Genomic DNA, 18,716 nt, shown 5'->3' with positions numbered 1-18,716 from the left:
TTGGGGACGGGCTTGCGGATCAGCTGCTGGCGCATGCTGCCTCCTCGCTCAGACCAGGGCCGGCCGACGGGGTTCCACCGTCCGGCCTTCGGGGAGCAGTTCACCGGTGTCGTCGAAGATGACCACGCCGTTGCACAGCAGGCTCCAGCCCTGTTCGGGATGGGAGGCCACCACGCGTGCGGCTTCGTGGTCGGCGCTGTCGGCGGGCGGGCAGGGGGGCTGGTGGGAGCACATGGCGCACCTCCTCGCAGTGTGGCGCGGGAGGGCCGGTGGTCACCCGGTCTGATCCGCGATCCACGGTGGCGGTGAGTATTACTGATCGCCACCCTCCGACGGAAGCCATATTCGACGTCCAGTTCAGGGTGTGTATGCCCGCTTACCATGCGCTCATGCCCGTTATCCGGATCATTCGCCGCACGCCCCTCCCGCCGGCCGAGGCCTGGGAGCGGCTGACGGACTGGGAACGCCACGGCGCACAGGTGCCGCTGACCCGGACGATCATCGAGACGGAGCCGCCGACGCGCGCCGGAACGCGCTTCACGGCGCGCACCGGAGTGGGAAGCATCACGCTGGACGACCCCATGGAGGTCGTCGTCTGGGACCCCCCTCGACTGGTCCGGCTGGAGAAGCGCGGCCGGACGGTGACGGGCTGGGCGGAAATCGAACTCCGCCCGGCCCCCGGCGGGGGCACGGAGGCCCTGTGGCGCGAGGACCTCCGCCTGCGCCCCCTCCCCCGCGCCCTGGACCCCCTGGTGGCCTGGACGGCCCACCGCCTCTTCGCCCGAGCCCTGACCAGACTCCTCCACCCGTAGGGACCGGGGCGCGGCCCGGGGGTGTCCGGGGGCGGGCGCGCCCCTGGCCCGGTGAGGCCGCGGCTAGCGGATCGGCATGCCCGAGAGCGTCCGCGCGATCACCAGGCGCTGGATCTCGCTCGTCCCCTCGAAGATCGTGTAGATGGCGGCGTCCCGGTGCATCCGCTCCACCGGGTACTCCCGGGTGAAGCCGTTGCCGCCGAGGATCTGGACGGCCTGGGCGGTGACCTTCTTCGCCACCTCGCTCGCGAAGAGCTTCGACATCGAACCCTCCGCCGAGGTGAACGGCTTGCCCGCGACCGCCATCCAGGACGCCCGCCACACCAGCAGCCGCGCCGCGTCGATCTGCGTGCGCATGTCCGCGAGCTGGAAGGCCACCCCCTGGTTGTCGATGATCGGGCGGCCGAACTGGGTGCGGGTCTTCGCGTAGTCGAGGGCGACCTCGTACGCCGCGCGCGCCGTGCCGACGGCCATGGCGCCCACCGCCGGCCGCGAGGCCTCGAAGGTGGCCATCGCGGCGTTCTTCACCCGCTCACCGCCACCCGCCGCCGCCCGCTCACGGGCCCGCGCGAGCCTCTCGTCCAGCTTCTCCTTGCCGCCGAGCAGGCAGGACCCGGGGACCCGTACGTCCTCCAGGACCACCTCGGCCGTGTGGGAGGCGCGGATGCCGTGCTTCTTGAACTTCTGGCCCTGGGACAGGCCGGGGGTGTTCGGCGGCACGATGAAGGAGGCGTGGCCCTTGGTGCCGAGCTCGGGGTCGACGACGGCGACGACGATGTGGACGTTGGCGATGCCGCCGTTGGTGGCCCAGGTCTTGGTGCCGCTGAGCACCCACTCGTCCTTGGCCTGGTCGTACACGGCCCGGGTGCGCATCGCGCCGACGTCGGAGCCCGCGTCGGGCTCGGAGGAGCAGAACGCGGCGACCTTCACGTCGTCCGGGGTCCCGTACATCTGCGGGATCCAGGTGCCGATCTGCTCCTCGGTGCCGTTGGCGACGACGCCGATGGCGGCGAGGCCGGTGCCGACGATGGACAGGGCGATGCCCGCGTCGCCCCAGAAGAGCTCCTCCATCGCCATGGGGATGCCGAGGCCGGTCGGGTCGAAGAACTGCTGGGCGTAGAAGTCCAGGGAGTAGATGCCGACCTTGGCCGCCTCCTGGATGACGGGCCACGGAGTCTCTTCCCGCTCGTCCCACTCGGCGGCCGCGGGCCGGATCACGTCGGCGGCGAAGCCGTGGATCCAGTCGCGGACCTGCTTCTGGTCGTCGTTGAGCTCCATGGTGAATTCCGCCATGTCCCCTCCAGCTGTCTCGCTCGATTACCGTTACTCCCGGTAACCCACACCGTGGCCACAGTCTGTTACCGGCCGGTAAGCACTGTCAAGCGCCGCCGATTCGGTGACGGGGGTGTGCGGGGTGTTACGTTGCGTGGGCGTCACGCACCATCGCAAGGGCGGGGAGAGAAACACGTCATGGAGACCAGTCAGCAGGCGGGCGAGCCGGGAGCGGGAGAACGCCGCCGGCGCGAGCTGCTCGAGGCGGCGGACCGCGTCGTACTCAGGGACGGCCCCAAGGCCTCCATGAACGCCATCGCGGCCGAGGCCGGCATCACCAAGCCGATCCTCTACCGGCACTTCGGCGACAAGGCGGGCCTCTACCAGGCGCTCGCCGTCCGGCACACCGACGCCCTGCTCGACTCGCTGCGCGCCGCGCTCGACGCCCCGGCCGAACGCCGCCGGCGGGTGGAGTCCACCCTGGACACCTACCTCGCCGCCATCGAGGCCCGCCCGCAGGTCTACCGGTTCCTCATGCACCCCGCCGAGGACTCGCAGAGCAGCGAGCGCGGCTTCGACGTCGGCCTGCACTCCGCCCCGCTGCTGCGGCGGCTCGGCGAGGAGCTGGCGAAGGTGGTCGGGGAACGGGTCGACCTCGGCCCCGGCGGCGAACAGCTCGCCCGGATCTGGGGCCACGGCATCGTCGGCATGATGCACGCCGCCGGCGACTGGTGGCTCGGCGAGCGCCCCTGCGATCGGGCCGCGCTGGTGGCGGGCCTCACCGACCTGCTCTGGGGCCGCCTGGCCACCGCCGGGAACCGCGAGGACGGCCCCGGCTTCTGACCGCGCCGCCCGTCAGGCCCCGGTCCCACCCCACGGGGCCTTGCGGATGGCCCGGCGCAGCCGGCGGGCGCGCAGCCCGGTCACCCGGTCCGCGTAGACGGTGCCGTCGAGGTGGTCGCACTCGTGCTGGAGGCACCGGGCGAAGAACCCGGTGCCCTCGATCCGCACCGGTGCCCCGTCGGACGTGACGCCCTCGACGACCGCCCGGTCGAAGCGCGGGGTGCCCGCCTCCAGGCCGGGCAGCGACAGACAGCCCTCGGGACCGGTGAACTCGTCCCCGTCGGCCTCGACCAGGCGGGGATTGACGACATGACCGACATGACGGACGTCCTCGTCGTCGGGACAGTCGTAGACGAAGACCCGCTGCCCGGTCCCGATCTGGTTCGCGGCGAGGCCGACGCCCTGGGCGGCGTACATCGTGGCGAACATGTCCTCGATGAGACGGTCGAGTTCGGGGCCGAAGGCGGTCACCTCCGCGCAGGGCGTGTGGAGCACCGGGTCACCCAGGAGGCTCATGGGGCGGACGGAACCGGTGGTACCGGGGAGGGGACGCTGTCGCATGGCGGTAAGCGTACGACGGGCGAATATATGAGGAGATCCGCGGCGACCTGGGGCGCCGCGGTCAAGGCCGCGGCCGGTACTGGATAGGCTGGGGCGACCGACGCTAGGAGGACAAGGGACGATGGCAGGCAACACGGAGCCGCTTTCGCCGCGGGCCAAGCTGGCCGTGACGGCGGGCAAGGCCGCGGCGGCGGTGTCGCGGGCCGCGGGACGCGGAAGCGGATCGGTGATCGGAGGCAAGGTCGCACTCAGGCTGGACCCCGATCTTCTCGGCGCGCTGGCGCAGCATCTCGATGTCGTCCTCGTCTCCGCGACGAACGGCAAGACCACGACGACCCGACTGATCGCCGAGGCCCTGCGGGCCAGCGGTCCGGTCGTGTCGAACGCGCTGGGCGCGAACATGCCGGCGGGCATCACCTCGGCCCTGGCCGGAGGCTCGGACGCCAAGTACGGCGTCATCGAGGTGGACGAGAAGTACCTGGCCGGGGTGGCCCGGGACGTCACCCCCAAGGTGATCGCCCTGCTCAACCTCTCCCGCGACCAGCTGGACCGCGCGGCCGAGACCCGCATGCTCGCCGAGAAGTGGCGCGAGGGACTCCAGGGTTCCAAGGCGGTCGTGGTCGCGAACTGCGACGACCCGCTGATCGTGTGGTCGGCGTCCTCCTCGCAGAACGTCGTCTGGGTCGCCGCCGGCCAGGAGTGGAAGGACGACGCCTGGTCGTGCCCCTCCTGCGGTGGCGTCATGCAGCGCCCGGGCGACGACTGGTTCTGCGGCGAGTGCGGCTTCCGCCGCCCGAGCCCGAGCTGGGTGCTCTCCGGCGACCACGTGCTCGACCCGCACGGCAGCGCCTGGCCGATCCACCTCCAGCTGCCCGGCCGCGCGAACAAGGCCAACGCCGCCACCTCGGCCGCCGTGGCCGCCGTGTTCGGCGTGCCCCCGCAGGTCGCGCTGGAGCGCATGTACCAGGTGCAGGCCGTCGCCGGCCGCTACGACGTGGTCAACTTCATGGGCCGTGAGCTGCGGCTGCTGCTCGCGAAGAACCCGGCGGGCTGGCTCGAAACGTTTTCGCTGATCGACGGGCCGCCGGCCCCGGTGATCCTCTCGGTGAACGCCCGCGGCGCGGACGGCACCGACACCTCCTGGCTCTGGGACGTGGACTACCCGCGCCTCGCCGGGCACCCGATCTTCGTGATCGGCGACCGCAAGCTGGACCTCGCGGTACGTCTGGAGGTCGCCGGGCTGGACTTCCGCGTCTGCGAGACCCTCGACGAGGCCGTCCAGCTGGCGCCGCCCGGGCAGATCGAGCTGATCGCCAACTACACGGCGTTCCAGGACGTGCGCCGCCGCGTCGGCAACTAGTAACCGGACCTTCGAAGGACAAGAGCATGAGCGACAACAGCCTGCGTCTGGTGTGGGTCTACCCCGACCTGCTCAGCACGTACGGAGACCAGGGCAACTGCCTCGTCGTGGAGCGCCGGGCGCGCCAGCGCGGCCTGGACGTGCAGCGCGTCGACGTGCGCAGCGACCAGCCCATTCCGACCTCGGGCGACATCTACCTGATCGGCGGCGGCGAGGACCGGCCGCAGCGGCTGGCCGCCGAGCGGCTGCTGCGCGACGGCGGCCTGGAGCGCGCCGTCTCGAACGGGGCGATCGTCTTCTCCGTCTGCGCCGGGTACCAGATCCTCGGCAACGAGTTCGTCAACGACATGGGCGAGCGCCAGCAGGGCCTGGGCCTGCTGGACGTGGTGACCGTGCGCGGTGAGGGCGAGCGGTGCGTCGGCGACGTCATCGCCGACATCGACCCGCGCCTGGGCCTGCCGCAGCTGACCGGCTTCGAGAACCACCAGGGCGTCACCCACCTCGGCCCGACGGCACGGCCGTTCGCCCGGGTGACCATGGGCCGCGGCAACGGCACCGGCGACGGCACCGAGGGCGCGTTCAACGACACCGTGTTCGGTACGTACATGCACGGCCCCGTGATGGCGCGCAACCCGCTCATCGCGGACCACCTGCTGAAGCTGGCCCTCGACGTGAACGCGCTGCCGGCCATAGACGACCGCTGGTATGACGCGCTGCGCGCGGAGCGCATCGCGGCTGCCACGCAGACCGCGTAGAGGGCGCTCCGCCCTTCCCGCCCGGCTTCCGGCCCGGACCCCTTCGGGGGTCCGGGCCGGTGTGCTTTCGTACGATCTTCTGTTTGTTCCGACCATCCTGTGGAGGATGGTTCAGTCCACCGGGAAACCGCTTGTAGGGTGACGGGTAGTTCCAACCGGACGACGTGGTCCGGTCGTCGGCCCACGTTGCAAAGGTTCTTCCTGCCATGCGCATTGGTGTGCTCACTTCCGGCGGCGACTGCCCCGGCCTCAATGCCGTCATCCGCTCCGTCGTGCACCGCGCCGTCGTCGACCACGGCGACGAGGTCATCGGCTTCCACGACGGCTGGCGCGGCCTCCTGGAGTGCGACTACCGCAAGCTCGACCTGGACTCCGTCGCCGGCATCCTGGCCCGCGGCGGCACCATCCTCGGCTCCTCCCGGGTCCAGCCCGCGCACCTGCGCGACGGCGTGGAGCGGGCCCGCGGGCACGTCGCGGACCTCGGCCTGGACGCCATCATCCCGATCGGCGGCGAGGGCACCCTGAAGGCCGCCAACCTTCTCGCGCAGGGCGGTCTGCCGATCGTCGGCGTCCCGAAGACCATCGACAACGACATCGCCTCCACCGACGTCACCTTCGGCTTCGACACCGCCGTCGGGGTCGCGACCGAGGCCCTGGACCGGCTGAAGACCACCGCCGAGTCGCACCAGCGCGTGATGGTCGTGGAGGTCATGGGCCGCCACACCGGCTGGATCGCCCTGCACTCGGGCATGGCGGCCGGCGCGCACGCCATCGTCGTCCCCGAGCGGCCCTTCGACATCGAGGAGCTGACGGCGATCGTCGGCGAGCGCTTCTCGGCGGGCAAGCGGTTCGCGATCGTCGTCGTCGCCGAGGGCGCCAAGCCCCGGCCCGGCACGATGGAGTACCAGGCGGGCGGCAAGGACCAGTACGGCCACGAGCGCTTCGCCGGCATCGGCAACATCCTGGCCGTCGAGCTGGAGCGCCGCCTGGGCAAGGAGGCCCGTCCGGTCATCCTGGGCCACGTCCAGCGCGGCGGCACGCCCACCGCGTACGACCGCGTCCTGGCCACCCGCTTCGGCTGGCACGCGGTGGAGGCGGCGCACCGCGGCGAGTTCGGCATGCTGACGGCCCTGCGCGGCACGGACATCGTGATGGTCCCCCTCGCGGAGGCCACCTCGACCCTGAAGACGGTCCCGGCGAACCGCTACGACGAAGCCCAGAACGTGCTGTGATGTTTCCCCCCTTCTGAGACCGCCCCCGGACGCGATCGCGTCCGGGGGCGGCACTACTGTGGTGGGGCGCCACAGTCAAGGGAGTGAAGGCATGGATCACAGCGGGCACGGCATGGACATGAACATGGACCTGCCGCCGTTCACTCTCGGGCGCGGGCTGGAGTTCTCCTTCGACGCCTTCTTCCTCTTCGGTTCGCTGCTGGGGCTCGCCCTCTACGGGTGGGGCGTCCTGCGGCTGCGGGGGCGCGGAGACTCCTGGCCGGTGGGCCGGACCATCGCCTTCGTCACCGGTGTGCTGACGGTGCTGCTGGTGATGTGCACCAAGCTGAACGACTACGGCATGGTCATGTTTAGCGTGCACATGGTCCAGCACATGGTGATCAGCATGATCACGCCGATCCTGCTGCTGCTCGGGGCGCCGGTGACGCTGGCCCTGCGGGCGCTGCCGCCGGCGGCGCGGGGCCACAAGGGGCCGCGCGAGCTGCTGCTCATGCTGCTGCACAGCCGGTACATGCGGATCATCACCCACCCGGCCTTCACGATCCCGATGTTCATCGCGAGCCTCTACGCGCTGTACTTCACCCCGCTCTTCGACTTCCTGATGGAGAGCAAGCCCGGCCACATCGGGATGATGGTCCACTTCCTCGCCGTCGGCCTGATCTTCTTCTGGCCGATCATGGGCGTGGACCCGGGTCCGCACCGACCCGGCTACGTGATGCGGATGCTGGAGCTGTTCGCGGGCATGCCCTTCCACGCCTTCTTCGGCATCGCGCTGATGATGGCGAGCGAGCCGATGATCAAGACGTACGCCAGTCCGTCGGCCTCCCTGGAGATCGACCCGCTGCTCGACCAGCAGTGGGGCGGCGGCATCGCCTGGGCGTTCAGCGAGATCCCCTCGGTGCTGGTGCTGATCGCCCTGATCTACCAGTGGTACCACTCGGAGCAGCGGGTGGCGCGGCGCTCGGACCGGGCGGCCGACCGGGACGGCGACAAGGAGCTCGCCGCCTACAACGCGTATCTCGCCTCGCTCCAGCAGCGCGGCCAGTAGCGCGGAGCCCGCATCAGGCGCCACCATGGGGCATGACCGGATCCGTTAAGGCGATGGCCGTCACGACCTTCGCCGCCCTGGTGGCCGTCTCCACGTACTCGGTGGCGCTCGGCAGCAACGGCTGGCTGTGGTTCGGCTGGGTGGTGCTGGGCCTGCTGACGATGGGGCTGGCCGCCTCGCACAGCGCCTGACCCTCCCCGCCCCGTGCTGACCGTCCGTAGGATGGCCGTGACATAGGGGCATCGACGGGAGCGGCCTGGTGTTCTACCACTTGCTCAAGCACGTTCTGCTCGGTCCGCTGCTGCGGCTGCTGTTCCGGCCGAGGATCGAGGGGCTGGAGAACATCCCCCCGGACGGCGCCGCGATCGTCGCGGGGAACCACCTGTCCTTCTCGGACCACTTCCTGATGCCCGCGATCCTCACGCGCCGGATCACCTTCCTCGCCAAGGCCGAGTACTTCACCGGGCCGGGCCTCAAGGGCCGGCTGACGGCCGCCTTCTTCCGCAGCGCCGGGCAGATCCCGGTGGACCGCTCGGGCAAGGACGCCGGGCAGGCGGCCCTGCGCGAGGGGCTCGGCGTACTGGCCAAGGGCGAGCTGCTCGGCATCTACCCGGAGGGCACCCGTTCCCACGACGGGCGGCTCTACAAGGGCAAGGTCGGCGTGGCGGCGATGGCGCTGGGCGCGGGGGTGCCGGTGGTGCCCTGCGCGATGCTCGGCACCTTCGAGATCCAGCCGCCCGGCCAGAAGCTCCCGAAGATCCGGCGGGTCACCATCCGCTTCGGGCAGCCACTGGACTTCTCCCGGTACGCGGGCATGGAGGGCGAGCGGGCCGTGCTGCGCGCGGTCACCGACGAGATCATGTACGCGATCCTGGGGCTCTCGGGCCAGGAGTACGTGGACCGGTACGCCGCCGAGGTGAAGGCCGAGGAGGAGGAGAAGCGGAAGAAGGCCCGGCGCCTGACGCGCTGAGCCTCCTCCCGCCCCTGTCACGGGGTACTGCCGGTGTCAGGTACTGCCGCGGGGTCCTAGCGGACGACGGCCGGAAGCTCCTCGGTCTGCGCGGGCGCGGCGGCCGGAGCCTCGGCGAGGGACTTCGCCGCGGCCGGGGCCGGCGGGACCGGGGTGGCGTGCGGGCCGCACTTCACGTCCTGCGCGTCGACCTTGCCGGTGAGCAGGTAGGCGTCCACGCGGGTGTTGATGCAGGGGTTGACGAGGCTGGTCACGCCGTGCGAGCCGGCGTTCTGCTCGGTGATCAGGCGCGAGCCCGGCAGGCGGCGGTGCAGCTCGACGGCGCCCTCGTACGGGGTGGCCGCGTCGCGCTCGGCCTGGACGATCAGGACCGGGGCGATGCCGCGCTTGGCGCCGACCTCGATCGGGGTGCTCTGCTTGGACTTCCAGGTCGCGCAGGGCAGGTTCATCCAGGCGTTCGACCAGGTCAGGAACGGGTACTTCTTGTGGAGCTCGCTGTTGTCCCGGTCCCACTTGGTCCAGCTGGTCGGCCACTTGGCGTCGGCGCACTCCACCGCGGTGTAGACGGCGTTGGAGTTCTCGGAGGCGGCGTTGCCCTTGGTGTCGGACATGTCCGGGGCGATGGCCTCGATCAGCGGCTTCTCGTCACCGGCGGCCCAGGCGCTGAACGCCTGCGCGACCGGGACCCACGAGGAGTCGTAGTACGGAGCGCCCTGGAAGAAGCCGATCAGCTCGGCCGGGCCGACGACCCCGCCCAGCGGGTTGGCCTTGGCCTGGGCGCGCAGCTCCTGGTACTTGGCCTCGACCTTGGCGCGGGTGTCGCCGAGGTGGAAGACGGCGTCGTTCTTGGCGACCCAGTCCTGCCAGTCGTTCCAGCGCATCTGGAAGGCGACGTCCTGGTCCAGGTTGGCCTGGTACCAGATCTTGTCCTGCGACGGGTTGACGACGCTGTCGACGATCATGCGGCGCACGTGGGTCGGGAAGAGGGTCGCGTAGACCCCGCCCAGGTAGGTGCCGTAGGAGACGCCGAGGAAGTTCAGCTTCTTCTCGCCGAGGGCGGCGCGGATGACGTCCAGGTCGCGCGCGGTGTTCGGCGTGGTCATGTGCGGCAGCATCTCGCCGCTGCGCTCCTTGCAGCCGTCCGCGTACTCGGCGGCGAGCTTGCGCTGGGCGCGCTTGTCGGCCTCGCTGGAGGGGACCGGGTCGGCCTTGGGGGCCTTCACGAACTCCTGCGGGTCGATGCAGGAGATCGGCGCGGAGTGGCCGACGCCGCGGGGGTCGAAGCCCACGAAGTCGTAGGCCTTGGAGGTGTTGACCCACAGCGGGCTCTTGGTGGTGACCCGGCGCGGGAAGCGCATGCCGGAGCCGCCGGGGCCGCCCGGGTTGTAGATGAGGGCGCCCTGGCGCTCCTCCTTGGTGCCGGTGGAGACGGCGCGGTCGACGGCGAGCTCGATGGTCTTGCCGAAGGGCTTGGCGTAGTCGAGCGGGACCTTGACCCAGCCGCACTGGATCGGCTTCTCGAAGCCCCAGTCGGCAGGACAGTCCTTCCAGTCGATGCCGGCGCGGGCGGCGCGGGCGGCGGCGATCTGGACGCCGATCGCCTCGGCGCCGCCGTTGTCCCGGCCTGCCGGAGCCGCCGAGGCGGACGGCGCGAGCAGCAGGCCCGCGGCCAGTGCGCCGGTGATGAGGGTGGCGGCGCTCCCCAGCGTCGCATTGCGTATCACGTGGTTGATCCCCCTGGTCATGTGCCGCCCGGAGCGGCAGGTTTGGGTCAGGGGGATCCTTTCGTCTGACCGGTACCCGGCAACAGAGCATGGTCGACTTCTTTGCCAACCCGATAACCGGAAACGTGTGTACCGCTGAGCGGTGTCCCTTTGCCCCTCATCTGTCCCCTCGTCACCACCCGTACGCGCGCTGCGCCTCGTCGAGCAGTTCGCGCAGCCGGAGCGCGTCCGGGGCGAGGGCCGTGACCAGGACGGCGGGGCCGGCCAGCGGGGTGGCCGCGGCGAACTCCCCGAGCACGGCGGCCCGGGGCGGGTCGGTCGCGAAGCGCGGGTCGACGACCAGGAGCTGGCCGAGGGCGCGGTGGCCCGCCGTCACGGCCGGGCCGTCCCAGCCGCCGGGGGCGCCGGGGCCGCAGGACAGCTCCTGGTCCAGCAGGGGCCGGCCGTCCCGGGTGACCGTGAGGCGGCTGCGCAGCAGGCCGGGCGGTTCGGCGCTGCGTCCCAGCACCTGTTCCTCGCGCAGCAGGAGGCGGGCGGTGGGGGCCAGTTCGGCGCGGGTGGTGGCGCGCAGGTCGCTGCCGCGTACGGAGACGAGCGGCTCGGGCAGCCAGCGCACCGCCGACCCGGTGGCCAGCGCCAGCCGTACGTCGAACCGCGCGGGTTCGCCGCCGCGGCCGGGCAGGGCCAGGGTGGCCGCGGCCGAGCGGAGGGCGAGGCGGGCGCCGGGTCCCGCCTCGGCCTCCACCGCGAGCCGGTCGCCGCCGAGGGGGGCGCTCATCGCGCCGACCAGCATCACCCCCGCTTCGGCGCCCGTGCCCCGGACGCGGCGCAGGGCGAGCGGCCCCTCCCCGGCCAGCAGGGGCAGGGCGGTGCCGCCGCGCCCGTCGGCGGCGGCGCGGATGCGGGCGGTGGCGCGCAGGGCGGCCGGGTGGGGGGCGGCGGGGGGTGCGCTGGTCACCGTACGGCCCATGCGGCGATCCGGCCGCGCACCCAGTCGGCCACCGGGGTGACGCCCTCGGCTCCGCGCAGGGACTGGAAGGCCACGGGGAGGGCCCCGCGCTGGGCGGCGGCGTCGCGGGCCATGCGTTCCAGGTCGGAGCCGACGTGGGGGGCGAGGTCGGTCTTGTTGACGACGAGGAGGTCGGAGGTGGTGACGCCGGGTCCGCCCTTGCGGGGGATGTCGTCCCCGCCGGCGACGTCGATAACGAAGATCTGGGCGTCGACCAGGCCCCGGGAGAAGGTGGCGGTGAGGTTGTCCCCGCCGGATTCGACGAGGATCAGGTCGAGGGGGGCGCTGCTGCGGAAGGTGTCCTCCAGTTCCTCGACGGCCTCCAGGTTGGCGGAGATGTCGTCGCGGATCGCGGTGTGGGGGCAGGCCCCGGTCTCGACGGCGCTGATCCGCTCGGGGGGCAGGACCGCTTCGCGGAGCAGGAACTCGGCGTCCTCGCGGGTGTAGATGTCGTTGGTGACGACGGCCATGGACAGTTCGGCGCGCAGGGCGCGGCAGAGCGCGGCGACGGTGGCGGTCTTGCCGGAGCCGACAGGTCCGCCGAGGCCCACGCGCAGGGCGCGGCGGGTGCCGTCGGGGCGGAGCGGGGCCGCGCTGTGGGTGTGGCGGTGGGGGTGGGCCACGTCGTGGTCGAGGTGCACGGAGGGTCTCCTTGGGAAGGGGGGGGTCGGGATGCCGGGGCTCAGGAGGCGAAGAGGCGTACCGCCCAGTCGGCATGTGCCTCTGCCGTGATCTCCAGCAGGGGCGAGGAGGCCGCGGGCAGGGCGTGCGCGCCTTCGGTGCGGGCGAGCAGGGCCGCTTCGGCCGCCCGCGCGGCGACGGCGTCGAGTGCGGGGGTGAGGCGGGCGAGTACGGCGCTCGCCTCGAAGGGGTCGAGGCCCAGCAGCCGGACCGTGGCGGTGGCCGGTCCGCTGACGCTCTCGTACGCCGCCACGTGCGCGGCGTCGAGGGCCCCGAGCCCGGCGGCGCGGGCGGCGACGCCGAGCACGACGGGCTGGTGCGCCCCGCGCGGGAAGGCCTGGGCGAGGGCGTCCAGTTCGGCGGCGGGCCAGGTGGCGCGGGCGGCGCGCAGGAGCTGCCGGCCGAGGCGGCGCGCGGCGGCGCGCAGCGCGGGCGAGGGGGTGCGGGCGTCCGCGGCGGCGTCGAGTCCGGCCGGGTCGAGGCCCAGGGCGGCGGCCGCGGCGAGCCCGGCGGCGGTGAGTCCGGCGGTGTGCAGCCGGCCCCGGCAGAACTGTTCCAGGGTGGCGGCGTCGTGGATGCGGCCCGCCTTGCAGGCGGCTTCCGCCCCGCCGGAGTGGGCGTGCCCTCCGGCGGGGAAGCGGCCGTCCGCGAGGACGAGCAGCGCGGCGAGGCTCATCGGCGGGGCCCCTTCGGCGGGGCGGGTGCCGTCGTGGGGGCCATCAGAAGAGGAAGTATCTCTGTGCCATGGGCAGTTCGGCGGCGGGTGCCGGTTCCACCGTCTCGCCGTCGATGGTGACGGTGAAGGTGTCGGGGTCGACTTCGACCCGGGGCATGGCGTCGTTGTTGCGCATGTCGGCCTTGCCCAGCTTGCGGGTGTTCTCGATGGCCGTGAACCTCTTGCCGAGTCCGAGGCGTTCGGGGAGGCCGTCGTCGAGGGCGGCCTGGGCGGTGAAGTTGACCGAGTTGAGGGCGGGTGCCCGGCCGATGCCTCCGTACATGGGGCGGGGCAGGACCGGCTGCGGGGTGGGGATGGAGGCGTTGGCGTCGCCCATCTGGGCGTGCGCGATCTGGCCGCCCTTGACCACGAGCTCGGGCTTGACCCCGAAGAAGGCGGGGTCCCAGAGCACGAGGTCGGCGAGCTTGCCGACCTCGACGGAGCCGATCTCCTTGGCCAGGCCCTGCGCGACGGCGGGGTTGATCGTGTACTTGGCGACGTAGCGGCGGGCCCGGTGGTTGTCGGCGGGGCCGTCGCCGGGCAGGAACCCGCGGCGCTGCTTCATGACGTGGGCGGTCTGCCAGGTGCGCAGCACGACCTCGCCGACCCGGCCCATGGCCTGGGAGTCGGAGGAGATGATGGAGATGGCTCCGAGGTCGTGGAGGACGTCCTCGGCGGCGATGGTGGAGGGGCGGATCCGGGACTCGGCGAAGGCGAGGTCCTCGGGGACGGCCGGGTTGAGGTGGTGGCAGACCATCAGCATGTCGAGGTGTTCCTCGACGGTGTTGAGGGTGTGCGGCCGGGTGGGGTTGGTGGAGCTGGGCAGGACGTTGGGCTCGGAGACCACGGTGATGATGTCGGGTGCGTGGCCGCCGCCGGCGCCCTCGGTGTGGTACGAGTGGATGGTCCGCCCGGCGATGGCCGCGAGGGTGTCGGCGACGAAGCCCGCCTCGTTGAGGGTGTCGGTGTGGATGGCGACCTGGGCGCCGGTCTCGTCGGCGACGCTCAGGCAGGCGTCGATGGCGGCGGGGGTCGAGCCCCAGTCCTCGTGGATCTTGAAGCCGAGCGCGCCGCCGCGCAGCTGGGAGAGCATGCCCTCGCGGGACATGGTGTTGCCCTTGCCGAGCAGGCCGATGTTGACGGGGTAGGCCTCCAGCGCGGCGAACATGCGGGCCAGGTGCCAGGGTCCGGGGGTGACGGTGGTGGCCTTGGAGCCCTCGGCGGGGCCGGTGCCGCCGCCGACGAGGGTGGTGATGCCGGATGCGAGCGCCTCGTCGACGACGGTCGGGGAGATGAAGTGCACGTGGGCGTCGATGGCGCCGGCGGTGACGATCTTCCCGTTGCCGGCGATGATCTCGGTCTCGGGGCCGATGACGAGTGCGGGATGGACCCCGTCCATGGTGTCGGGGTTGCCGGCCTTGCCGATGCCGCTGATGCGGCCGCCCGCGATGCCGATGTCGGCCTTGACGACGCCCCAGTGGTCGAGGATCACCGCGCCGGTGATCACCGTGTCGGGGGCGCCCTCGGCGCGGGTGGTGCGGGCCTGTCCCATGGACTCGCGGATGACCTTGCCGCCGCCGAAGACGGCCTCGTCGCCGGAGTTGCCGGGTCCGCCGCTGAGGTCCTGCTCGATCTCGACGAAGAGGGCGGTGTCGGCGAGCCGGACGCGGTCGCCGGCGGTCGGTCCGAAGAGGTCGGTGTAGGCCTGGCGCGAGAGTTCAGCCATCGAGGGGCCCTCCGGTCTCGCCGCGCAGTCCGGGTACGGTGCGCAGTCCGCCGAGCGGTACGAGTTCCACGGCGACGGGGATGCCGGGCTCGAAGCGGACGGCGGTGCCGGCGGCGATGTTCAGGCGCAGGCCGCGCGCGGCCCGCCGGTCGAAGTCGAGGCCGGGATTGGCCTCGGCGAAGTGGTAGTGGGAGCCGACCTGGACGGGCCGGTCGGCGGCGTTGAGGACGGTGAGGCGGGTGACGGGGCGGCCTTCGTTCAGGCGCACCGGGCCCTCCCCGTGGACGATCTCGCCGGGGATCATGCTGCCGCTCCCCCTCAGACGATCGGGTCGTGGACGGTGACGAGCTTGGTGCCGTCGGGGAAGGTCGCCTCGACCTGCACGTCGTGGATCATCTCGGGGATGCCCTCCATGACCTCGGCCCGGGTCAGGACGGTGCGGCCGGAGGTCATCAGCTCGGCCACGGTCCGCCCGTCGCGGGCGCCTTCGAGGAGGTGCGAGGTGATCAGGGCGACGGCTTCGGGGTGGTTGAGGAGCACTCCGCGCGCCCTGCGCTTCTCGGCCACGTCGGCGGCCACGTGGATGAGGAGTCTCTCTTGTTCGTGCGGTGTCAGTCGCACCTGTATCACCAAGCTTCCGGGACATGGTCGTCGTCGCGCCGGGGTGACCGTACCGGCCGTCAGTACTTTGTTGACCTGCTCTTATCCGTGCCAGGCATGTCTTGCCCAACACAGGACGAGGCTTTCCGTCCCGATCACCGCCGCTTTACCGGAGCGTGGGTGATCATTGGCGGAAGAGCGAGGACCATACCGTAGGCGCCGTATTTTTCCGCCGAGTTAACCCACGTTTCGGGAAGGCACTCGGTTCAGGTCCGCCCCGGTCCCGGCGGGGAGGTCCGTATACGGCGGGGGCGGGCACGGCGGGTGGCCGTGCGGCCCGGTCGGTTCAGCAGCCCCTGAGGGTGCGTGCGGAGGCGCCGGCGGGCCAGGGCAGGGCGATCCACACGGTCTTGCCGCCGTCGTCGGTGGGGCTGACCGAGAGCCGGCCGCCGGCCTCGGCGGCGAGCCAGCGGATGATGACCATCCCCCGGCCGTTGTCCTGCTGGACGGCGGCGGGCAGCCGCCTGGGCCAGCGGGGGTGGCTGTCCGTCACTCCGACGCGCAGCCATTCCTCGCGTTCGAGGCGGACGTCGACGGTGAAGGTGGGCGACTGGCCGAAGGTGTGCTGCACGGAGTTGGTGGCGAGCTCGGAGACGATCAGCCGGACGGTGTCGGCGGTGGCGGCGTCTTCCGGCAGTCCCCAGTCGGTGAGCACCTGTGCCACGTAGCGGCGGGCGGCGGCGACCGAGACCGGGTCGCTCGGCAGAGTGACGGATGCTTCCAGCTGATCTGCCATGGCGACGTCCCTTTCCCACCGGGGCGGAAGCCGTCCCGGATCTACGCTGAGCGCCAGAGTGCCACCGATCGTGCCGCCGTTTCCGCTGTTCCCCCAAGATATGCATATATCTGTCGCTCAATGCGGTGAACTCTGCTACGGAAGAGCGTATTTGGACGGCAGACTGGTGCGAGGTGTGCCGGTGGAAGGAGAGCGGGTATGCAGCACGGTCCCGCGGTACGTCGGCGCAAACTCGGCGAGGAGCTGCGCGCCCTGCGCGACCGCTCCGGGCTCACCAGCGGCGAGGTGGCCCGCATCGTCGGCTGGCACCAGTCGAAGGTCAGCCGGATCGAGACGGGCCGCAGTGGCGTGAAGACGGAGGACATCCGGCTGCTGCTGGACGCCTACGGGGAGGTGGTGAGCGCCCAGCAGCGCGCGCTGCTGGAGGCCCTGGGTGCCTCGGCGGCCGGTCCGGCGGCGAGCGGGGACGCGGCGCGCGGGCGGCAGTGGTGGCACGACTACCGGGGCCTGCTCCCGCAGGAGTACCGGGACTTCATCAGCCTGGAGGCCGGGGCCCGGGCCGCGCGGACCGTCGAGCTGTCGGTGGTGCCGGGTCTGCTCCAGACCCCGGACTACGCGCGGGCCGTGACCCGGGCCGCGCTGGGCGGGCTGCCGGAGCCGAAGGTGGACGCGCTGGTCGACGTACGGCTGGCGCGGCAGGCGGTGCTGAGGGCCGATCCGCCGCTGGAGCTGAGCGCGGTACTGGACGAGGCCGTGCTGCGCCGGCAGATCGGCGGGCCGGGGGTGATGGAGGAGCAGCTGAGGCATCTGGTGGAGGTGGCGCGGCTGCCCCAAGTGCGGCTCCAGGTGCTGCCGTTCACCGTGGGGGGCCATCTCGGCCTGACCGGACCGTTCGTAATTTTCTCATTTCCGAACATCGCCGATCTGGATGTGGTGGTGCTCGACCATTTGACGAGTAGCCTCTATCTGGAGCGGAAGGAAGACCTAGAGGCGTACAGCGCCGCGTTCCGCACCATCCAGGCGCACGCCCTCCCGCCCCGTGACTCGTCGGATCTCATCAGCTCTATCGCTGACGACGCGTAAGGAGGCACCCCCGTGTCCGCAACCCCCTTATCCACCAGCGGACTTCTGAGCAGCGCGCGGTGGCGGCGGAGCAGCCGCAGCACCGGAATGAACAACTGCGTGGAAGCGGCCGCCCTGACCGGCGGTCTGCTGGCCGTCCGCGACTCCAAGCGGACGGACGGCCCGGCCGTGCTCTTCACCGGGCCGGCCTGGGACGGCTTCCTCGCCTCCGTGAGGGCGGACGTGCACGTGTGACGTGACGCCTAACGGTCCGTGGCTCCGGCCGGAGCGGTCCCGAGGACCGTGCCGACGGCCCGGCTGATCTCGTCCCCCGTGAGATCCGCCCGCGCCGTCAGCCGCAGCCGGGAGATGCCGTCCGGCACCGACGGCGGACGGAAGCACCCCACGGACAGACCTGCCTCGCGGCAGTCGGCGGCCCAGCGCAGTGCCGCCGAAGCCGACGGGGCCCGAACCGACACCACGGCCGCGTCCGGCCGGGCCGCGGTCAGGCCGGACGCGGTGAGCCGCCCGTACAGCTCGGCGGCCACCTCCCGGACCCGGGCCGCGCGCTCCGGTTCCCGGCGCAGCAGCCGCAGGCTCGCCAGCGCCGCGCCGGCCGCGGCCGGGGCCAGCCCGGTGTCGAAGATGAAGGCGCGGGCGGTGTTGACCAGGTGCCGGATGACCTTGGCCGGTCCCAGCACCGCGCCACCCTGGCTGCCCAGCGACTTCGAGAGGGTCATCGTGGCGACCACTCCCGGCGCGCCCGCGAGCCCGGCGGCGTGGAGCGCGCCGCGGCCGCCCTCGCCCAGCACCCCCAGGCCGTGCGCGTCGTCCACGACCAGCGCGGCGCCCGCGTCCCGGCAGGCGGCGTGGTAGGCGGCGAGCGGGGCGGCGTCCCCGTCGACGGAGAACACCGAGTCGCTCACCAGCAGGGCACGGCCCTCGTGGGCGGCCAGGGTCTTGCGGACCGGTTCCGGGTCCGCGTGCGGGGTGACCGCCACCTCGGCCCGCGAGAGCCGGCAGCCGTCGACGATCGAGGCGTGGTTCCCCGCGTCGGAGACCACGAGCGTGCCCCGGCCGCTGAGCGCGGTCACGGCGGCAAGGTTCGCGGCATACCCGGACGAAAGCACCAGGGCCGCCTCGAATCCGGCGAACGCGGCGAGCTCCCGCTCCAGTTCGGCGTGCAGTTCCGTCGTACCCGTGACCAGGCGCGACCCGGTGGCCCCGGCGCCCCACCGCTCGGCCGCCTCGCAGGCCCCGCGCACGGTCTCCGGGTGCCGGGACAGGCCCAGGTAGTCGTTGCTCGCCAGGTCCAGCAGGGGTGAGGAGGCGGGCCTCGGACGGAGGGTCCGCACCAGCCCCGCCTGCTCGCGGACGCGCTCCGCGCCGTCGATCCAGGCGAAGACGTCCTCGGGTTGCGGGGTGTGCTGGGTCATCGGCGGTCCTCGCGTCGCGTCTCGCGATGTGTCTCGCGATTTGTCGGCAGTCGACAGATCTGCTCGACCCTATCCGCCGTGACCCGAGGGACTGGTGTGGCGATCCACACACTC

Annotated in this window: 22 protein-coding genes; 10 read left to right on the top strand and 12 right to left on the bottom strand. The window is 72.2% G+C overall.

The window, feature by feature from the left end:
• Window positions 1-48 precede the first annotated feature (48 nt).
• Window positions 49-234: a DUF5999 family protein gene (locus AC069X_RS34500; protein WP_125815414.1), complete on the bottom strand. Its 186-nt coding sequence runs from the start codon at window positions 232-234 to the stop codon at window positions 49-51.
• Window positions 235-389: 155 nt separating this feature from the next.
• Between AC069X_RS34500 and AC069X_RS34495 the strand changes: the two genes are divergently transcribed.
• Window positions 390-812, top strand: a complete 423-nt coding sequence (locus AC069X_RS34495; protein ID WP_478735006.1) for an SRPBCC family protein — start codon at window positions 390-392, stop codon at window positions 810-812.
• A gap of 63 nt (window positions 813-875) precedes the next feature.
• Here AC069X_RS34495 and AC069X_RS34490 read toward each other — a convergent pair whose 3' ends face one another.
• On the bottom strand, window positions 876-2,105 hold the full coding sequence (locus AC069X_RS34490; RefSeq protein WP_478735004.1) for an acyl-CoA dehydrogenase family protein: 1,230 nt from the start codon (window positions 2,103-2,105) through the stop codon (window positions 876-878).
• A gap of 177 nt (window positions 2,106-2,282) precedes the next feature.
• On the opposite strand from AC069X_RS34490, the gene AC069X_RS34485 reads away from it, so the two are divergent.
• Window positions 2,283-2,927: a TetR/AcrR family transcriptional regulator gene (locus AC069X_RS34485; RefSeq protein WP_478735002.1), complete on the top strand. Its 645-nt coding sequence runs from the start codon at window positions 2,283-2,285 to the stop codon at window positions 2,925-2,927.
• Between the two features lie 12 nt (window positions 2,928-2,939).
• On the opposite strand, the gene def is transcribed toward AC069X_RS34485, so the two are convergent.
• The gene (gene def, locus AC069X_RS34480) at window positions 2,940-3,488 is read right to left on the bottom strand and encodes a peptide deformylase (RefSeq protein WP_478735000.1); all 549 of its coding nucleotides are present in this window, start codon (window positions 3,486-3,488) and stop codon (window positions 2,940-2,942) included.
• 121 nt (window positions 3,489-3,609) lie between these two features.
• Between def and AC069X_RS34475 the strand changes: the two genes are divergently transcribed.
• The 6 genes from AC069X_RS34475 to AC069X_RS34450 all read left to right on the top strand — a co-directional run bounded on the left by AC069X_RS34475 (window position 3,610) and on the right by AC069X_RS34450 (window position 8,853).
• Window positions 3,610-4,848: a MurT ligase domain-containing protein gene (locus tag AC069X_RS34475; protein WP_478734998.1), complete on the top strand. Its 1,239-nt coding sequence runs from the start codon at window positions 3,610-3,612 to the stop codon at window positions 4,846-4,848.
• 26 nt (window positions 4,849-4,874) lie between these two features.
• Window positions 4,875-5,603, top strand: a complete 729-nt coding sequence (locus tag AC069X_RS34470) for a type 1 glutamine amidotransferase (RefSeq protein WP_478734996.1) — start codon at window positions 4,875-4,877, stop codon at window positions 5,601-5,603.
• 206 nt (window positions 5,604-5,809) lie between these two features.
• Window positions 5,810-6,835, top strand: a complete 1,026-nt coding sequence (locus AC069X_RS34465) for a 6-phosphofructokinase (protein ID WP_478734994.1) — start codon at window positions 5,810-5,812, stop codon at window positions 6,833-6,835.
• A 91-nt stretch (window positions 6,836-6,926) separates the two neighbouring features.
• The gene (locus tag AC069X_RS34460; RefSeq protein WP_478734992.1) at window positions 6,927-7,883 is read left to right on the top strand and encodes a cytochrome c oxidase assembly protein; all 957 of its coding nucleotides are present in this window, start codon (window positions 6,927-6,929) and stop codon (window positions 7,881-7,883) included.
• 32 nt (window positions 7,884-7,915) lie between these two features.
• Complete coding sequence (locus tag AC069X_RS34455) at window positions 7,916-8,074, top strand: hypothetical protein (protein WP_164720846.1); 159 nt, start codon at window positions 7,916-7,918, stop codon at window positions 8,072-8,074.
• 68 nt (window positions 8,075-8,142) lie between these two features.
• Window positions 8,143-8,853, top strand: a complete 711-nt coding sequence (locus AC069X_RS34450) for a lysophospholipid acyltransferase family protein (protein ID WP_478734990.1) — start codon at window positions 8,143-8,145, stop codon at window positions 8,851-8,853.
• Window positions 8,854-8,909: 56 nt separating this feature from the next.
• Here AC069X_RS34450 and AC069X_RS34445 read toward each other — a convergent pair whose 3' ends face one another.
• The 8 genes from AC069X_RS34445 to AC069X_RS34410 form a co-directional block, all read right to left on the bottom strand.
• On the bottom strand, window positions 8,910-10,577 hold the full coding sequence (locus tag AC069X_RS34445) for an alpha/beta hydrolase (protein ID WP_478734988.1): 1,668 nt from the start codon (window positions 10,575-10,577) through the stop codon (window positions 8,910-8,912).
• Window positions 10,578-10,749: 172 nt separating this feature from the next.
• Window positions 10,750-11,547 (bottom strand): urease accessory protein UreD, encoded by a 798-nt coding sequence (locus tag AC069X_RS34440; protein WP_478734986.1) that lies wholly within the window; start codon window positions 11,545-11,547, stop codon window positions 10,750-10,752.
• On the bottom strand, window positions 11,532-12,227 hold the full coding sequence (gene ureG / locus AC069X_RS34435; RefSeq protein WP_478734984.1) for an urease accessory protein UreG: 696 nt from the start codon (window positions 12,225-12,227) through the stop codon (window positions 11,532-11,534). Before ureG ends, AC069X_RS34440 begins: the two co-directional genes overlap by 16 nt.
• Before the next feature lie 41 nt (window positions 12,228-12,268).
• A complete protein-coding gene (locus AC069X_RS34430) occupies window positions 12,269-12,943 on the bottom strand; it encodes an urease accessory protein UreF (RefSeq protein ID WP_478734982.1) in 675 nt (224 codons plus the stop codon).
• Between the two features lie 43 nt (window positions 12,944-12,986).
• On the bottom strand, window positions 12,987-14,708 hold the full coding sequence (locus AC069X_RS34425) for an urease subunit alpha (protein WP_478734980.1): 1,722 nt from the start codon (window positions 14,706-14,708) through the stop codon (window positions 12,987-12,989).
• On the bottom strand, window positions 14,701-15,012 hold the full coding sequence (locus AC069X_RS34420; protein ID WP_478734978.1) for an urease subunit beta: 312 nt from the start codon (window positions 15,010-15,012) through the stop codon (window positions 14,701-14,703). Before AC069X_RS34420 ends, AC069X_RS34425 begins: the two co-directional genes overlap by 8 nt.
• Window positions 15,013-15,026: 14 nt before the next feature.
• The gene (locus tag AC069X_RS34415; protein WP_478734976.1) at window positions 15,027-15,329 is read right to left on the bottom strand and encodes an urease subunit gamma; all 303 of its coding nucleotides are present in this window, start codon (window positions 15,327-15,329) and stop codon (window positions 15,027-15,029) included.
• A gap of 325 nt (window positions 15,330-15,654) precedes the next feature.
• On the bottom strand, window positions 15,655-16,104 hold the full coding sequence (locus tag AC069X_RS34410; RefSeq protein ID WP_478734974.1) for an ATP-binding protein: 450 nt from the start codon (window positions 16,102-16,104) through the stop codon (window positions 15,655-15,657).
• Window positions 16,105-16,302: 198 nt separating this feature from the next.
• Here AC069X_RS34410 and AC069X_RS34405 point away from each other — a divergent pair, with 198 nt between their 5' ends.
• Both AC069X_RS34405 and AC069X_RS34400 read left to right on the top strand, forming a co-directional pair.
• Entirely contained in the window at window positions 16,303-17,187 is an 885-nt protein-coding gene (locus tag AC069X_RS34405) for a helix-turn-helix domain-containing protein (RefSeq protein WP_478734973.1), read from the top strand.
• A 12-nt stretch (window positions 17,188-17,199) separates the two neighbouring features.
• A complete protein-coding gene (locus AC069X_RS34400; RefSeq protein WP_478734971.1) occupies window positions 17,200-17,421 on the top strand; it encodes a DUF397 domain-containing protein in 222 nt (73 codons plus the stop codon).
• Between the two features lie 8 nt (window positions 17,422-17,429).
• Here AC069X_RS34400 and AC069X_RS34395 read toward each other — a convergent pair whose 3' ends face one another.
• A complete protein-coding gene (locus AC069X_RS34395) occupies window positions 17,430-18,602 on the bottom strand; it encodes an 8-amino-7-oxononanoate synthase (protein ID WP_478734969.1) in 1,173 nt (390 codons plus the stop codon).
• Window positions 18,603-18,716 lie beyond the last annotated feature (114 nt).

Source organism: Streptomyces sp. NPDC043896 (genome assembly GCF_056435605.1).
Note: the sequence above shows the minus strand (reverse complement) of the source record. Positions and strands in the feature narration are given on the sequence as shown.

Coding starts and splice junctions, on each gene's coding strand:
- AC069X_RS34500 (WP_125815414.1), bottom strand. CDS start 234: ATGTGCTCCCACCAGCCCCCCTGCCCGCCCGCCGACAGCGCCGACCAC.
- AC069X_RS34495 (WP_478735006.1), top strand. CDS start 390: ATGCCCGTTATCCGGATCATTCGCCGCACGCCCCTCCCGCCGGCCGAG.
- AC069X_RS34490 (WP_478735004.1), bottom strand. CDS start 2,105: ATGGCGGAATTCACCATGGAGCTCAACGACGACCAGAAGCAGGTCCGC.
- AC069X_RS34485 (WP_478735002.1), top strand. CDS start 2,283: ATGGAGACCAGTCAGCAGGCGGGCGAGCCGGGAGCGGGAGAACGCCGC.
- def (WP_478735000.1), bottom strand. CDS start 3,488: ATGCGACAGCGTCCCCTCCCCGGTACCACCGGTTCCGTCCGCCCCATG.
- AC069X_RS34475 (WP_478734998.1), top strand. CDS start 3,610: ATGGCAGGCAACACGGAGCCGCTTTCGCCGCGGGCCAAGCTGGCCGTG.
- AC069X_RS34470 (WP_478734996.1), top strand. CDS start 4,875: ATGAGCGACAACAGCCTGCGTCTGGTGTGGGTCTACCCCGACCTGCTC.
- AC069X_RS34465 (WP_478734994.1), top strand. CDS start 5,810: ATGCGCATTGGTGTGCTCACTTCCGGCGGCGACTGCCCCGGCCTCAAT.
- AC069X_RS34460 (WP_478734992.1), top strand. CDS start 6,927: ATGGATCACAGCGGGCACGGCATGGACATGAACATGGACCTGCCGCCG.
- AC069X_RS34455 (WP_164720846.1), top strand. CDS start 7,916: ATGACCGGATCCGTTAAGGCGATGGCCGTCACGACCTTCGCCGCCCTG.
- AC069X_RS34440 (WP_478734986.1), bottom strand. CDS start 11,547: ATGGGCCGTACGGTGACCAGCGCACCCCCCGCCGCCCCCCACCCGGCC.
- AC069X_RS34430 (WP_478734982.1), bottom strand. CDS start 12,943: ATGAGCCTCGCCGCGCTGCTCGTCCTCGCGGACGGCCGCTTCCCCGCC.
- AC069X_RS34425 (WP_478734980.1), bottom strand. CDS start 14,708: ATGGCTGAACTCTCGCGCCAGGCCTACACCGACCTCTTCGGACCGACC.
- AC069X_RS34420 (WP_478734978.1), bottom strand. CDS start 15,012: ATGATCCCCGGCGAGATCGTCCACGGGGAGGGCCCGGTGCGCCTGAAC.
- AC069X_RS34410 (WP_478734974.1), bottom strand. CDS start 16,104: ATGGCAGATCAGCTGGAAGCATCCGTCACTCTGCCGAGCGACCCGGTC.
- AC069X_RS34405 (WP_478734973.1), top strand. CDS start 16,303: ATGCAGCACGGTCCCGCGGTACGTCGGCGCAAACTCGGCGAGGAGCTG.
- AC069X_RS34395 (WP_478734969.1), bottom strand. CDS start 18,602: ATGACCCAGCACACCCCGCAACCCGAGGACGTCTTCGCCTGGATCGAC.